The following is a 14581-nucleotide window of genomic DNA, read 5'->3' as shown; positions in this document are numbered from 1 at the left end:
CTGGGCAACGGTCGACTACCGACCGTATGACGCGGGCTGGTCCAGGAGCAATCTTCCGTGACGGCAATCATCGCAAAACAGGGCCGAACGACCACAATCTCAGGCGGTAGATTTGCGGGCCTGAGGCAGCCCGGCAGAGACGGGCGACCGTCGAATCACCTGAGGTGTGTGCAGTGACTGGGGCAGGGGAGCAGCAAGGGGTCCGTGCGGCGGCGGTGGCGGCCGCGCGCAGGATCGTGGTCAAGGTGGGGTCCTCCTCGCTCACCACCGCGGGCGGGGGCCTGGACGCCGACCGCGTTGACGCGCTCGTCGACACGCTCGCCAAGGCCGGCGGCGAGAAGGAGATCGTGCTGGTCTCCTCCGGCGCCATCGCGGCCGGGCTGGCCCCGCTGGGCCTCGACCGGCGCCCGCGCGACCTGGCCCGCCAGCAGGCCGCCGCCAGCGTCGGCCAGGGCCTCCTCGTGGCCCGTTACACCGCGTCGTTCGCCCGCTACGGACGGCGCGTGGGCCAGGTGCTGCTCACGACGGACGACACCAGCCGCCGCGCGCACTACCGCAACGCCCGCCGCACGCTGGACCAACTGCTGGCCATGGGCGCGGTCCCGGTCGTCAACGAGAACGACACGGTGGCCACGGACGAGATCCGCTTCGGTGACAACGACCGGCTGGCCGCCCTCGTGGCCCACCTCGTACGGGCGGACCTGCTGGTGCTCCTCTCCGACGTGGACGGCCTCTACGACGGCGACCCGTCCACGCCGGGCACCTCGCGGATCGACGAGGTCACCGGGCCGGGGGACCTGGAGGGCATCTCGATCGGCAGCGCGGGCAAGGCCGGCGTCGGCACGGGCGGCATGGTCACCAAGGTCGACGCCGCGGGCATCGCGGCCGCCGCCGGCATCCCGGTCGTCCTCACCTCCGCCAGCCAGGCGGCGGACGCCCTCGCCGGCCGCTCCACCGGCACGTTCTTCCACCGCACCGGGCGCCGCTCCGCCGACCGCCTGCTGTGGCTCGCGCACGCCTCCACCCCCCGCGGCGCACTGACCCTCGACGACGGGGCCGTGCGCGCCGTGGTCGACGGCACGGGCTCGCTGCTGCCGGCCGGCATCGCCGGCGTCGAGGGCGAATTCAGCGCGGGCGACCCCGTCGAGCTGCGCGACACCGAGGGCCGGGCCGTGGCGCGCGGGCTCGTGGCCTTCGACGCGGGCGAGATCCCGCAGCTGCTCGGCCGCTCCACCCGCGACCTGGCCCGCGAGCTCGGGCCGGAGTACGAGCGCGAGGTCGTCCACCGCGACGACCTGGTCGTGCTGCGCCGCTGACGGGCGTCACCCACGGCGACACAGCGGTGACGGATCCGGCGCCACGGCGCGGCCGGACAGTGCGGTAAGTCCAGCCTTTCCATGGGGCCTTTCTGTAAAAACCCCACGCGACCGCCCGCAGACTGGTCAACTTTGATGCGAGAGCGACGACCAGCACCACCGCTCCGCCGTACGCACGCGGAGCAGCGAGCAAGGAGGCCGCCGGTGAGACGAGGGCGCCCAGGGGCGCTGCCCCGCGCTGGAGGCACGCCCCCAGCCACGGCCGCGGGCTCCTCCGCCCAGGGCCGCGGGGCCGTGGGGGAGCCGCGCGCACTGACGAGCGTCGCGGGCGGGGGCGGGGGCGAAGCCGCGGAAGTGTCCCGGCTGTGGCACATCACGCTCAGCGTCTCGGGCGCGGAGGCGCCGCTCGCGGAGGTGCGCCGCGCGCTCGAACAGCTCGCCCACGACCATCCCTTCCTGCTGACCAGCCGCTACGCGCGCGACCACGCCGAGATCCGGTACTGGGAGGAGGCGCGCGACCTGCACGACGCCGCGGCGGTCGCGCTGCGGCTGTGGGGCGAGCACCGCTCGACGGCCCGGCTGCCCCCGTGGGAGATCGTCGGCCTGGAGGTCATCGACCGGGAGACGTACCACCAGCGCATCGCCGAGGGCTACGGTCCCCTGCCGGCGACGCCGGTGGGGGTGCATCCGTTCTGACCGGAAGCCTGTCCGCTGGGCGGATCCCCGGTGAAGATCCGCCCCGTACGCCGTAGGCTTCGCCGCATGAGCAGCGTTTTCCCCTCCCCCCTCGCCGACCCGATGCCGCAGTCCCCCGTGCTGCGCGCCGCCTACCGCGCCCGTGCCGCCGCCGCGGAGCTCGCGCCACTGCCGCGCTCGGTGAAGGACGAGGCGCTGCTGGCCGTCGCCGACGCCCTTGAGGTGCGGACGAAGGAGATCGTCGAGGCCAACGCCGAGGACGTCGCCAAGGCCCGCGCCTCGGGGACGAGCGAGAGCGTCGTCGACCGCCTGACCCTCACCCCGGAGCGGGTGCGGGCCATCGCCAAGGACGTCCGTGACGTGGTGGCCCTGCCCGACCCCGTCGGCGAGGTCGTCCGCGGCTCCACCCTCCCCAACGGCATCGACCTGCGGCAGGTCCGCGTGCCGCTCGGCGTCGTCGGGATCATCTACGAGGCCCGGCCCAACGTGACGGTCGACGCGGCCGCGCTGTGCCTGAAGTCCGGCAACGCCGTCCTGCTGCGCGGCTCGTCCTCCGCGTACGCCTCCAACACCGCGCTCGTGCGCGTCATCCGCGACGCCGTGGGCGGGGCCGGCCTGCCGGCCGACGCCGTGCAGCTGGTGCCGGGCGAGAGCCGCGAGTCGGTACGCGAGCTGATGCGCGCCCGCGGCATGGTCGACGTGCTGATCCCGCGCGGCGGCGCCTCCCTGATCCGTACGGTCGTGGAGGAGTCCACGGTCCCGGTCATCGAGACGGGCACCGGCAACTGCCACGTGTACGTCGACGCGCAGGCCGACCTGGACATGGCGGTGGACATCCTCGTCAACTCCAAGGCGCAGCGCGTGAGCGTGTGCAACGCCGCCGAGACGCTGCTCGTGCACCAGGACATCGCCGCGGAGTTCCTGCCGAAGGCGCTCGCCGCCCTGGCGAAGGCCGGCGTGACGGTGCACGGCTGCGAGCGCGTCCTCGCGCTGGCCGAGGGCAGCCCGGCCACGGTCGTGCCCGCGACCATGGAGGACTGGGAGACCGAGTACCTCTCGTATGACATCGCCGCGGCCGTCGTGGAGGACCTGGACGCCGCCGTCCGCCACATCCGGCTGTGGTCCTCCGGCCACACCGAGGCCATCGTGACCACCTCGCAGGCCGCCGCCCGCCGCTTCACCCAGCTCGTGGACTCGACGACCGTCGCGGTCAACGCCTCGACGCGGTTCACGGACGGCAGCCAGTTCGGCTTCGGCGCGGAGATCGGCATCTCCACGCAGAAGCTGCACGCGCGCGGTCCGATGGGCCTGCCCGAGCTGACGTCGACGAAGTACATCGTCACGGGCGACGGCCACGTGCGCGGCAACGGCCTCCCGGCGAGCTGAGCCGGCGAGCCGAATTCCCCTGCGGGCTGAGCGGATTGACCGCTCCGGGGCTACGCTGGACGGGTGCCGGACGACGTGGGGGGCCAGCCGTTCCCGGACGGCGAGGAGCCCGACAGCTACCGCAGCGGGGACGATCGGGACGACCCCTTCGCCTCCCTGGTCTTCGACGAGGAGTTCGTGCGGTCCGCGAGGATCCACGAGCCCTCGGCGGCCGAGCGGATGCTCGCCGCCGGCCGGGCACGCGCCGAAAGCGAGACGTCACAGTCCGCGTCGCCGCGCTCCCGGTCCGGCGGCGGCCCCGCCGACGATGATCCCGACGCCTACGAGGACGGCTTCGGCGGCGCCCTGCCCGGGTACCACCCGGGCCGTGCGGGCGCCTGGCCCGCCCTCACCCACGATCTGGACCCGGACGACGCCTACGGGCCGTACGGCCGCCACGGCGGCCCCCGGCGGCCCTACCGGGGCCATGCCCGCTGGCACCGTCCGGTGGCCTGGGTGCTCGCGGTGGTGATGGGCATAGGCGTGGTGGCCCTCGCCTTCGCCGCCGTCTACCGCAGCGCCTCGTCGGGCAACCGGCCGAGCGGCGATCCCCCGCCCGCGAGCACCGGCGTGGACGCCCCGGCGGGCTCCCGGCCCGGCCCGCTGCCCTCCGTATCAGCGGATTCCGAGCCTCCGGTGGCCTCGGCGGCGCCCCGCCGCTGACCGGACCCGCCGGAGGCCAGGGGCTCACCCGTCGCAACCGCTGTGACCTGCACGAATATGCATGGCCCCGGCAGTTTCGCCCGCTTCGGGATTTCTTCGGAACTTGTCGTGTACCACGGCGTTTACCGAAGGCCCGGCAGACCTACTCTTGATATATGGACGGGCCTGGAGACCCACCTGAGGGCACGCCCGAGGGTGGCCCGGCAGGTGGGGACGACGAGTACCGATCCGTCGTCTTCGACGAATCGTTCGTCCGCGCTGCCCGCCTCCAGGAGCTCTCCGCCAGCGAGCGCATGGGTGACCACGCGCTCGCCGTCCGCACCCGGCACGTGTGGTCCCGGGTCAGCACCTCCCGGCAGGTCCTCGTCCTGGTGATCCTCATAGCCCTGGCCTTCGGCACGGCCGTCTACATGGGATTGCGCCATCCCTACAAGGACCCCGTCGTGCCGTCCGCCGAGCCGATGCGCGCCATGCTCGTGCCGCTCGCCCCCAAGGACCCGGTGCCCGGCGGCAGCGCGCAGGAGCTGTTCGACCGCAGTCCCGCCGCGCAGTTCCGGCTCGGCGCCGAAGGCGTGAACCTGCCCTCCGCGCGCAGCACCCAGCACTTCTCCGAGAGCCAGGTGATGGCGGCCCTCGCCGCCGCCAAGGAGTACACGGTCAAGTCCGCCCTCGACCCGGCCGTGCTCACCGGAGGCTCCCAGCGGCCCGTCCGGCTGCTGCTGGACCCCGCCCAACTCGACCAGTTCGACCGCAGCTTCGACCGGCCCGCGAACGACGGGCGGCACGCGGCCACGGCCTGGCTCGTGCGCTTCGACCCGGGGCAGGTCGCCCTCGTGGACACGCCCGTACGGGCGCGGGGCGTCTTCCACGTCTCCGAGACCGGCCCGGCGACGCTGGAGGTCTCCGCCGACCACACCTTCGTCTACGCCGTCCGCCCGGCGGCCGGCCCCCAGGACGCGTCGCTGTTCACGGTGCGGCGCGAGATGCGGTTCCGGTTCGACCGGGACGGGCTCCAGGAGCACCACCTGATCGTGGTGCAGAGCTACGTGCAGGCCGGGCCGCAGTCCTGCTCGGCGGACGACGAGGCCTACCTGCGCCCGCTCCTCGCCGGCCGGAAACCGGACGGATCCGTACGCGGCACGGACCCGTACAGCACGGATCCGGCGACGGGTGCGGTGTGCGGTTCGCTTGCGCGCTAGGTGTTTCGCCGGACGCCGGGGTCGCCACGGCTCGGCACCGCCGGATGCCGCCGTAGTGGCTGAGCGCCGCGGCGGCGGAAAAGATTGCCGGGCCCGGCAGCGTTCTCGCCGCCGCAACGGAGCTCAGCGCCCGGTGACCGTTTCGGCGGTGCCGGACCGGCCCTAGGCCTTCCCTTCGCCCTGCTGAGGGCCCTCGGGGCCCTTTCCGGGCTCACCGGAGCCCTTCGGGGAACCCCCGGAGCCTCCGGGGCGACCGGTGAACGCGTCGCGGAGGCGCCCGCCGATGTCGCCCGCGCCGCCGGCGATGTCCCGTACCAGCCCCATCAGGGGATCCTTGCTGGCCCGCACCGACTCCGCGTAGTGGTTCGCCGACTCCCGGAAGGAGTCGGTCACCGAGGTGTCCTTGTCCTCCTCGCGCCGCGGGTAGTGCCCGTCCATGATCCGCTGGAAGTCCCGGCTCTCCGCCCACTTCTTCAGCTCGGCGGCCCGCACGGTCGTGAACGGGTGGCTGCGCGGCAGCATGTTCATGATCTTGAGGACGGAGTCGCGCAGGTCCCCGCCCGCCTCGTACTCCTCGGCCTGCGCGAGGAACGCGTCCACGTTCATCTCGTGCAGGTGGTTGCCGCCCGCGATCTTCATCAGGCCGCGCATCGAGGCCTGAACGTCCTGGCCGGCCAGCAGGCCGGCCCGGTCCGCGGACAGCTCCGACTTGCGGAACCACTCCCGCAGTGCCGTCACGATCGCCATGATCGCGACGTTGCCCAGCGGGATCCAGGCGACCTTGACGGCGAAGTTCGTGAGGAACAGCAGGATGGTGCGGTAGACGGCGTGCCCGGACAGGGCGTGCCCCACCTCGTGCCCGACGACGGCCCGCATCTCCTCCTCGTCGAGCAGCTCGACCAGGCCCGTGGTGACGACGATGACGGGCTCGTCCAGGCCGATGCACATGGCGTTGGGCTGCGGATCCTGCGTGACGTACATCGGCGGGACCTTCGGCAGGTCCAGCACGTAGCAGGCGTCCAGCAGCATCGTGTGCAGGTGCTGGAACTGCTGTTCGCCCACGCGCACCGAGTCCGACAGGAACAGCAGGCGCAGGCTGCGCTCGGGCAGCAGCCCGCTCAGCGCCTTGAAGACCGTGTCGAAGCCGCTCAGCTTGCGCAGCGCGACGAGCGCGGAACGGTCCGCCGGGTGCTCGTAGGCGCGGGACGAGATGCCCGGGAAGCGCCTGCGCTGCCGGCCGGGCAGCCGCTCCCCGCGCGCGTGGCCGTTGCTGCTGCCGTTGCTGCTGTCACTCATCGAGACCCCCTCGGCGGCGTATGCACCTTCCGGACCCCACCCTAGGCGCTGCCACCGGCAGGGCTACCGTGGAGGCATGTCCCCTCTGCATGCGTTCGCCGCCCAGCCCGGCGTCACCGAGCTCCTGGCCGTCTCCAAGGACGACACGGGGCCGGGCCCCGTCATCCGTACGGTGCTCATCGTCGGCGTGGTCGGGATCGTCTTCCTCGCCTGGTTCCTGCTGCGCGGCTACAAGAAGGACTGACGTGGAGTCGGCGTGAGCCCGCCCGCGGCCCCCGCATACGATGTGGCAGAAGTCTCTGCCCGCTACCGTCCCGGATAGGTCCTGCCGACGATGACTGCCTTCGCCTCAGCGCACACCGCCCTCGCCACCCTCGCCTCCGAGGGCGAGCACGTCGACACGCACCCCAGCATCAGCCCCTTCATGACCGGCGGCGCCGCCCTGGTCATCCTGCTGCTCCTGCTCTGGGTCACCACCCGCTTCAACCGCGACCGCTGAGCGAGCGGGTCCCTGAGGGTCCGGCCTCCGGCCGCGCCCAGTAGGGTCTGCACGCATGGGAGAGCAGACAGGGCCCGTGAAGCGGCGGCTCGGCGTGATGGGCGGGACCTTCGACCCGATCCACCACGGCCACCTGGTCGCCGCGAGCGAGGTGGCCGCGCGGTTCCACCTGGACGAGGTGGTCTTCGTACCGACGGGACAGCCGTGGCAGAAGAGCCACCGCGAGGTGTCGCCGGCGGAGGACCGCTATCTGATGACGGTCATCGCCACGGCGTCCAACCCGCAGTTCTCGGTCAGCCGGATCGACATCGACCGCGGCGGGCCGACGTACACCACGGACACGCTCCGTGAGCTGGCCGCGCTCAACGACGACTCGGACCTGTTCTTCATCACGGGCGCCGACGCGCTGTCCCAGATCCTCACCTGGCGGGACACGGAGGAGCTGTTCTCCCTGGCCCACTTCATCGGCGTGACCCGGCCCGGCCACATACTGGCCAACCCCGGGCTGCCGGAGGGCGGCGTCTCCCTCGTCGAGGTGCCGGCCCTCGCGATCTCCTCCTCGGACTGCCGGGCGCGCGTGGCGCAGGGCGACCCGGTCTGGTATCTGGTCCCCGACGGTGTCGTGCGCTACATCAACAAGCGCAAGCTCTACCGGCACTGAGTCACGGAACCGAGGGGTACCGAGGGGAACCGGGTGAACGACCGACAGGACCCGTACGCACACCAGCCGCAGGTGTACGGCTACGACGCCTACGGGCAGCCGGTGTACCACCCGGACGCGCCTGAACTGGCGTACGACGCCTACGGGCGCCCCCTTCAGCAGCAGCCGGCGTACGGGTACGACCCGTACGCCGAGCAGGCGCAGCAGCCCCAGCAGCACCAGCAGTCACCCCAGCAGACGTACGTCACCTACGACTACGACCCGTACGCGTCGGAGCCTGCCCAGGCCCAGCCCCAGGCTCCGGCCCAAGCGCCTGCGCCGGCCCCGGAGCAGGCGCCGCAGGTCCCCATCCCCGAGCCCCGGCAGGCCCCCGACCGGGCCGCCGCCCCCGCAGCGGGCTACCAGACCGAGCAGTTCTCGTTCATCGAGGAGCCCGACGAGGACTCCGAGGACGTCATCGACTGGCTCAAGTTCAGCGAGAGCCGCACCGAGCGGCGCGACGAGCGCAAGCGCAAGGGCCGCAACCGCGTCGTGGCGCTCGCCGTGGTGCTCGTCCTCGCGCTGGGCGGCGCGGCCGCCTACCTGTTTCTGAGCGGCTCGGACGACAAGAAGGGCACGGTCGCGGCCGGCGCCGGGCAGAAGCGCGACGTGATCGTCGTCCACCTGCGGCAGACGCGCGGCGGCGGCTCCTCCACGGCCCTGCTGGTCGACAACGAGACCACCGGCAAGGGCACCACGGTCCTGCTGCCGAACACCCTGGCCGTCGCCAAGGACGGCGGCGCGGGCTCCACGACGCTCGGCAAGTCCGTCCAGGACGACGGCACCGGCTCGACCCGGGACGCCCTGAACACGCTGCTGGGCTCCGACATCAAGGGCAGCTGGCGGCTGGACACGCCCTACCTGGAGAACCTGGTGGAGCTCGTCGGCGGGATCGAGGCCGACACGGACACGGACGTCCCCGGCGAGAAGCAGGGCGACGGCCCGGTCGTCCGGCGCGGCACCGCGCAGAGCCTGAGCGGCCGCATGGCGGTGGCCTACGCCACGTACCGGGGCCCCGGCGAGGACGAGGGCAAGCAGCTCACCCGCTTCGGGCAGGTCATGCAGGCGGTGCTGAAGAAGATGCCGGCCGACGCCGCCTCGGCGACGCGCACCGTGGAGTCGCTGGCCCAGATCCCCGACCCGTCGCTGTCCACCGAGCAGCTGGGCGCCTCCCTGGCCCACCTCGCGGCGCTGGCCAAGAAGGGCTCGTACGCCACCGCCGTGCTCCCCGTGCAGCAGGACGGCACCCTCGGCGAGAAGGCCACGGGCGGGCTCGTCAAGGACGTCCTGGGCGGCACCGTGCGCAACACCGACCCGAACGCGGCGCCCCGGGTGAGCGTGAAGAACGCCACAGGCGGCAAGGGCGCGGCGACCTCCGCGCAGATCACCCTGGTCAACAGCGGCTACAGCGTGATCGACGGCGGCGCGGCGAGCGGGGCGGAGGCGGCCTCGGCGGTGCTCTACGCGGACGAGAAGCGGGCGGCGCAGGCCAGGGAGGTCGCCAAGACCCTGGGGCTGCCGGCGGGCGCCGTGAAGCAGGCCAAGGAGGCGGGGACGGCCGACGTCACCGTGGTCCTGGGCAAGGACTACAAGGGCTGAGTGAGGTGGAGGGGGACCGGGCGCGGCGGCGGGGCGGTCACACACGGTGGCTGCCGAAATGCCCAGGAGGGCCGCCGGTGGGTCGTGAGACCCTTGATGGGTACCTGACCCCCTTCGACCGAAAGCATGGCTTGTGACCGCCACGGACCGCTCCATCGAGCTCATCAAGGCCGCCTCCCAGGCGGCCGCCGACAAGCTCGCGCACGACATCATCGCGTACGACGTCAGCGACGTACTGTCGATCACCGACGCCTTCCTGCTGGCCTCGGCCCCCAACGACCGCCAGGTCAAGTCGATCGTCGACGAGATCGAGGAGCGCCTCCTCAAGGAGCTCGGCGCCAAGCCGGTGCGCCGCGAGGGCGACCGCGACGCCCGCTGGGTGCTGCTGGACTACGTCGACATCGTCGTCCACGTGCAGCACAGCGAGGAGCGTGTCTACTACGCCCTGGAGCGGCTGTGGAAGGACTGCCCGGAGATCGAGCTGCCCGCCGACGCCGCCGCCACGCGCGGCAAGGGCGAGGAGCACGCCCGTGCCCAGGCCGCAGAGGGCGGCGAGGGCTTCGACGACGCGGGCCGGTGAGCTGAGCTGACCAGCGCCAAGACCGGCGGCCGCGGCCGCCGCATCGTCCTGTGGCGGCACGGCCAGACCGCCTGGAACCTGGAGCGCCGCTTCCAGGGCTCGACGGACATCGAGCTCACCGGGACCGGCGTCGCGCAGGCGCGCCGGGCCGCCCGGCTGCTGGCCGGGCTCCGGCCGGACGCGATCATCGCCTCGGACCTTCAGCGGGCCGCGGCCACGGCCGCGGAGCTCGCCGCGGTCACCGGCCTGCCGGTCAGCCACCACGCCGAGCTGCGCGAGACGTACGCGGGCGTGTGGCAGGGCCTCACGCACGACGAGATCATCGCGCGCCACGGCGAGGAGTACGCGGCGTGGAAGCGCGGCGAGCCGGTCCGGCGCGGCGGCGGCGAGCTGGAGACCGAGGTCGCCGACCGGGCCGCCCCGGTCGTCCTGGAGCAGGCCGGGAAGCTGCCCGAGGACGGCACGCTCGTCGTCGTCAGCCACGGCGGCACCATCCGCACCACCATCGGCCGGCTGCTCCAGCTGGAGTCCCGGTCGTGGGAGGCGCTGGGCGGCCTCACCAACTGCTGCTGGTCCGTGCTGGGCGAGGGCGCGCGCGGCTGGCGCCTGCTGGAGCACAACGCCGGAACACTCCCCGAGCCGGTCCTCGGCGACGACGACTGAGCGCCCCGGGGCGCCCCGGGGGCCCGGATTTCACATCGGGGCAGGTGGCAGGCTAAAGTTCTTCTTGTTCGCGGGGAACGCCGGGGGAAACGCCGGAAGACCTGAGAACAGCGGGGCTATAGCTCAGTTGGTAGAGCGCCTGCATGGCATGCAGGAGGTCAGGAGTTCAATTCTCCTTAGCTCCACAGTTCGAAACGATCCCGTCTCCGGCACCGGAGACGGGATCGTTTGCTTTACCGGCACATTCCCGTGGCAGAATCCGGCTGTCGGGAGCGGAGGACGGGCCGAAGGGGAGGGAACGGCTGACCCATGGGTGCTCACAGCCGGAAGTGCGACTGGTGCGGCAGCGGCACGCCGATCGTCCGAGACATGGAACCGCTCAACTCGGCCTACCAGTACTGGTGCGTGGAGTGCGCACGGGCGCTGATCATAAAAGGCGACCCCATCGAGACCTACCGCGAGCTGGAAGGCGAGCCGATCTACGGCCGGCTGCTGGACGAGCACTGCGCCCTGAAGCGCTTCTACTCCTTCGCTACGGCCTGAGCCGCGCGCCCCTCCGCCGCGCCCCTCCGCCGCGGCCGGGCGCCGCGCGCCGGGGCCCGCATCCGGACTGCGCAAATCCGGGCAACCTGCCCGGGGGCGGGTGCGTCCTGAGGGGTGAAGCTGCCGCCGGGAACGGCCGGCGGCACGGGGGAAGCATGCGGAGGACACCGCGTGACCGAAACAGTCGTCAGCCCGGCCGGCTCCGGAGAAGGCTCCGGAGAGCGCTCCGAAGAGCCCGTGGCCGAACTCACACCCTTCCTCGATGCCCTGCGCGTCCCGCCGCTGCTCCGGCCCGGCCGGACGGAAGCGCTCCACGGCATCGAGATCGAACAGACCACCACCTGGGTCCGGCTGCACTCGCAGCTGCCGCCCACCCGCGTATGGGCCTACGAGGGCCACGTCCCGGGACCGACGATCGAGGTGCGGCGCGGCCGCCGCCTGCGCGTCACCTGGAGCAACCGCCTCACCGGACCCCACCCGGTGACCGCCGTGGAGGCCGCGCAGGCACCCGGCGCCCCGGTGCCCGACACGCTGCCCGGCCGCGGCGGGGCCGCACCGCTGGCCGACGTCGCCGCGCTGCCGCCGTGGACGGTCACCCACCTGCACGGCGCGGTCACCGGCGGCGGCAACGACGGCTGGTCCGAGAACGCCGTCGCGCCCGGTGACAGCCAGCTCTCCGAATATCCCAACGACCACCGCGCGGCCGCCTGGTGGTACCACGACCACGCCATGGACATCACCCGGTGGAACGTCTTCGCGGGCCTGGCGGGGATGTACCTCGTCCGGGACGCCGAGGAGGACGCCCTGCACCTGCCCTCGGGCAGGCACGAGATCCCGCTGATCGTCCAGGACCGCAACCTCGACACCGACCCGGACGGCAAGCTGTCCGGCCGGCTCCTCCACAAGACCGTCATCGTCGGCAAGGACGCGCAAGGGAAGAACGTCACCCGGTCCTTCAACGGCCCGTACACCCTGGTCAACGGCGTCATCTGGCCGCACCTGGACGTGACGGCGCGGTGGTACCGCTTCCGGCTGCTCAACGCCTCCAACGCCCGCACCTACGCCCTGCGCCTGGTGGACGAGGAGACCGGCGCCCCGGTGCGGGGCGCGGCCTGGCAGATCGGCACGGACGGCGGGCTGCTGCCGCGCCCCCTGCCGCTGGACGGGCCGCTGTCCGTTGCCCCCGCCGAGCGGATGGACCTGCTGATCAACTTCGGCCTGCTCCGGGGCCGCCGCGTCCGCCTGGTCAACGAGGACCCGGGGGCCGCCTATCCGCAGGTCATGGAGTTCCGGGTGGCGGACGAGGAGGCGGACGACCGGTTCGTGCTGCCGCCGGTGATCTCCAGCTCCTTCGAGCGGATCACCCATGACACGGCGCCCGCGCACGAGCACCGGCTGATCGCGCTGCTCCCTCCCGGCACGGCCGGGAACGCCCACCCGGGCCTGTGGGAGATGCAGCGGGTGGAGCCCGGTGACGTGCAGGTCCCGGGCGAGGGCGTGATCCAGGTCAAGGGCGCGGACGGCAAGCTGCGCACGTACCGCAGGGGCGCGCAGACCTTCGACGACGCGCTGGGCTTCATGGTCACCTACGACGGCTGGGAGCAGTGGAGCTTCCTGAACCTGGGCGGCCCCACGCACCCCATGCACATCCACCTGATCGACTTTCAGGTGCTGAGCCGGGACCTCTACCCGGCGGGCCCGGGGAGCCCGTTCGACACGGTCCTGGGCGGCACGCGCTCACCTCTGGAGTACGGGGGGACGGTGCCCGTGGCGGACGGCGACGCGGGCTGGAAGGACGTGATCCAGGTGCCCGCCGGGCAGATGGTGAACGTGATCGGCCGCTTCCACGGAGCGCGCGGCCGGTTCATGTACCACTGCCACCTGCTGGAGCACGAGGACATGGGGATGATGCGTCCGTTCGTGGTGATGCCGGGTGAGGTGCTGAAGTTCCATCACGGCGAGCACGCAGGCCACGGAGGACACGGTCACGGCGGTCACCCGGGTCACTCCGGCTGACGCTCCCGCGGGTGCTCGCGGCCCGCAGAGCGGCCAGGACGAGGAAGGCCGCCCCGGCCGCCGGGTAGCCGGCGTCGAGCAGCATCTGGCCGCCGCTCTGGTGGAGTTCGGGCCGGAGCTCCGGGCTGTGCGGGACCCGCCACAGCGCGTACGAGCAGAACAGCACGGCGGCCGCCGCGGTCCCCGCCCACCAGGCGGGGCTGCGGCGGTCGGCCGCCTCGCGGACGAGCAGCAGCCCGGCCGGCACGCACCACACCCAGTGGTGCGACCAGGAGACGGGGCTGACGAGCAGCGCGGTGGCCGCGCAGGCCAGGGCGCCCCAGGCGGCGCCCCGCGGCCCGGCCGGCCGGGTCCGTACGGCCACGGCCAGGCCGAGGAGGGCGACGGCCGCCGCGGCGACCGCCCACCACGGGCCGGGGTCGCCGGTGTGCAGCAGCCGGGCGAGGACGCCGCGCAGCGACTGGTTGGCGGTGTCCTCGGCGTTGCCCACGCGTTCGGTGGCGAAGACGGCGCCGGTCCAGAAGCGGCGCGAGTCGTGCGGCAGGGCCAGCGCGGCGAGCGCCGCCGTGCCGCCGAAGGCGGCAGTGGCGACGGCCGCGCGGCGCAGCCACGGCCCGCCGTCCGCCCGGCGGGCCAGGCCGGTGGCCGCCAGGTGGACGATGAACAGGGCGGGAGTGAGCTTGATGCCCGTCGCCAGACCGGTGCCGAGGCCCGCCCCGCGGTGCCCGGCCGGCCGCGTCAGGTCCCACAGCACCAGGGCGACGACGAGGAGGTTGATCTGGCCGTTGCGCAGGGTCTGCCACACGGGCTCGCACCAGACGCCCAGCGCGGCGACGGTGAGCGTCACGGCGGCCCGCGGGCGGCCGTCCACGAGCCGTACGGAGAGGTGGGCGAGGGCGAGCAGCAGGCCGAGGTTGGCGAGCTCGGTGAGGACGCGCAGCGCGGTCGTGCCGGGCAGGGTGAGGGCGGTGAACAGGAGCGCCGCGAAGGGCGGGTAGGTGGCGGGCAGGCCGCGGTGCGTGGCGCGCATCGCGTAGAGGTCGCCGCCGGTGCGGACGGTCCAGCCCTCCGCGCGGTAGACGAGGACGTCGGTGGAGGTGGCGTGGAAGGCCCGCTGGGCGAGGAGGAAGAGGCAGAAGGAGACCAGACAGCCCGCGGCGGCGGCCAGGGTGCTGCGGCCGGGGCGGCCGGGGCGGCCGGGCCAGGCTGTCACGAGGAGCGCTCCGGTTCCGCGGGTGACAAAACGGGCGAATAGGGGGCGATGTTATCCCATTCGCCCGGCCCGCCCGTGCTGCCGGACAGCCGATTTGGCAGGTGGCGGGGGTGTCCGTGTAATGTTGTCGATGTCGCCGGGGGAAACCGCAGAGGGCAGCGTCCCGAACCGAT

The 14581-nt window shown here is 73.0% G+C and carries 14 protein-coding genes, 1 tRNA gene and 1 pseudogene; 14 read left to right on the top strand and 2 right to left on the bottom strand.

The window, feature by feature from the left end; genetic code table 11:
- Window positions 1-215: 215 nt before the first annotated feature.
- From proB to PS271_RS08230, 5 genes are all read left to right on the top strand, one after another.
- The gene (gene proB / locus PS271_RS08250; RefSeq protein WP_398386741.1) at window positions 216-1316 is read left to right on the top strand and encodes a glutamate 5-kinase; all 1101 of its coding nucleotides are present in this window, start codon (window positions 216-218) and stop codon (window positions 1314-1316) included.
- A gap of 204 nt (window positions 1317-1520) precedes the next feature.
- The gene (locus tag PS271_RS08245) at window positions 1521-2012 is read left to right on the top strand and encodes a DUF8830 family protein (RefSeq protein WP_398381326.1); all 492 of its coding nucleotides are present in this window, start codon (window positions 1521-1523) and stop codon (window positions 2010-2012) included.
- 66 nt (window positions 2013-2078) lie between these two features.
- Complete coding sequence (locus PS271_RS08240) at window positions 2079-3398, top strand: glutamate-5-semialdehyde dehydrogenase (protein ID WP_398381325.1); 1320 nt, start codon at window positions 2079-2081, stop codon at window positions 3396-3398.
- Window positions 3399-3461: 63 nt separating this feature from the next.
- A complete protein-coding gene (locus tag PS271_RS08235; RefSeq protein WP_398381324.1) occupies window positions 3462-4100 on the top strand; it encodes an SCO2584 family spore wall biosynthesis protein in 639 nt (212 codons plus the stop codon).
- A gap of 155 nt (window positions 4101-4255) precedes the next feature.
- Window positions 4256-5299, top strand: coding sequence for an SCO2583 family membrane protein (locus tag PS271_RS08230; protein ID WP_398381323.1), 1044 nt, complete (start codon window positions 4256-4258; stop codon window positions 5297-5299).
- 162 nt (window positions 5300-5461) lie between these two features.
- Here PS271_RS08230 and PS271_RS08225 read toward each other — a convergent pair whose 3' ends face one another.
- Window positions 5462-6595, bottom strand: a complete 1134-nt coding sequence (locus PS271_RS08225; protein WP_398381322.1) for a M48 family metallopeptidase — start codon at window positions 6593-6595, stop codon at window positions 5462-5464.
- A gap of 76 nt (window positions 6596-6671) precedes the next feature.
- On the opposite strand from PS271_RS08225, the gene PS271_RS08220 reads away from it, so the two are divergent.
- The 9 genes from PS271_RS08220 to phsA all read left to right on the top strand — a co-directional run bounded on the left by PS271_RS08220 (window position 6672) and on the right by phsA (window position 13195).
- On the top strand, window positions 6672-6839 hold the full coding sequence (locus tag PS271_RS08220; RefSeq protein WP_194962305.1) for a hypothetical protein: 168 nt from the start codon (window positions 6672-6674) through the stop codon (window positions 6837-6839).
- Window positions 6840-6929: 90 nt separating this feature from the next.
- Window positions 6930-7094, top strand: a complete 165-nt coding sequence (locus PS271_RS08215; RefSeq protein WP_189383120.1) for a hypothetical protein — start codon at window positions 6930-6932, stop codon at window positions 7092-7094.
- 55 nt (window positions 7095-7149) lie between these two features.
- On the top strand, window positions 7150-7755 hold the full coding sequence (gene nadD / locus PS271_RS08210) for a nicotinate-nucleotide adenylyltransferase (RefSeq protein ID WP_302860422.1): 606 nt from the start codon (window positions 7150-7152) through the stop codon (window positions 7753-7755).
- A 33-nt stretch (window positions 7756-7788) separates the two neighbouring features.
- On the top strand, window positions 7789-9393 hold the full coding sequence (locus PS271_RS08205) for an LCP family protein (protein ID WP_398381321.1): 1605 nt from the start codon (window positions 7789-7791) through the stop codon (window positions 9391-9393).
- A gap of 133 nt (window positions 9394-9526) precedes the next feature.
- Window positions 9527-9973, top strand: a complete 447-nt coding sequence (gene rsfS, locus PS271_RS08200) for a ribosome silencing factor (RefSeq protein WP_120754562.1) — start codon at window positions 9527-9529, stop codon at window positions 9971-9973.
- A gap of 6 nt (window positions 9974-9979) precedes the next feature.
- Entirely contained in the window at window positions 9980-10636 is a 657-nt protein-coding gene (locus PS271_RS08195) for a histidine phosphatase family protein (RefSeq protein WP_398386739.1), read from the top strand.
- Window positions 10637-10748: 112 nt separating this feature from the next.
- Window positions 10749-10821 (top strand) — tRNA-Ala (locus PS271_RS08190).
- A 124-nt stretch (window positions 10822-10945) separates the two neighbouring features.
- Complete coding sequence (locus PS271_RS08185; RefSeq protein WP_030366518.1) at window positions 10946-11179, top strand: hypothetical protein; 234 nt, start codon at window positions 10946-10948, stop codon at window positions 11177-11179.
- 171 nt (window positions 11180-11350) lie between these two features.
- Window positions 11351-13195 (top strand): O-aminophenol oxidase PhsA, encoded by a 1845-nt coding sequence (gene phsA, locus PS271_RS08180; protein WP_398381320.1) that lies wholly within the window; start codon window positions 11351-11353, stop codon window positions 13193-13195.
- Here the strand turns inward: phsA and PS271_RS08175 are convergent.
- Window positions 13185-14408 (bottom strand): annotated as a pseudogene (locus PS271_RS08175) (glycosyltransferase 87 family protein); the annotation flags it as partial. The gene phsA and the pseudogene PS271_RS08175 overlap by 11 nt on opposite strands.
- Window positions 14409-14581: the final 173 nt, after the last annotated feature.

It is taken from the genome of Streptomyces sp. SCA2-17 (assembly GCF_044336695.1).
Note: the sequence above shows the minus strand (reverse complement) of the source record. Positions and strands in the feature narration are given on the sequence as shown.

Bases quoted from the DNA above. Each gene is read 5' to 3' on its own strand.
- PS271_RS08240 (WP_398381325.1), top strand. From the start codon at position 2,079: ATGAGCAGCGTTTTCCCCTCCCCCCTCGCCGACCCGATGCCGCAGTCC.
- PS271_RS08230 (WP_398381323.1), top strand. From the start codon at position 4,256: ATGGACGGGCCTGGAGACCCACCTGAGGGCACGCCCGAGGGTGGCCCG.
- PS271_RS08225 (WP_398381322.1), bottom strand. From the start codon at position 6,595: ATGAGTGACAGCAGCAACGGCAGCAGCAACGGCCACGCGCGCGGGGAG.
- PS271_RS08220 (WP_194962305.1), top strand. From the start codon at position 6,672: ATGTCCCCTCTGCATGCGTTCGCCGCCCAGCCCGGCGTCACCGAGCTC.
- PS271_RS08215 (WP_189383120.1), top strand. From the start codon at position 6,930: ATGACTGCCTTCGCCTCAGCGCACACCGCCCTCGCCACCCTCGCCTCC.
- nadD (WP_302860422.1), top strand. From the start codon at position 7,150: ATGGGAGAGCAGACAGGGCCCGTGAAGCGGCGGCTCGGCGTGATGGGC.
- PS271_RS08185 (WP_030366518.1), top strand. From the start codon at position 10,946: ATGGGTGCTCACAGCCGGAAGTGCGACTGGTGCGGCAGCGGCACGCCG.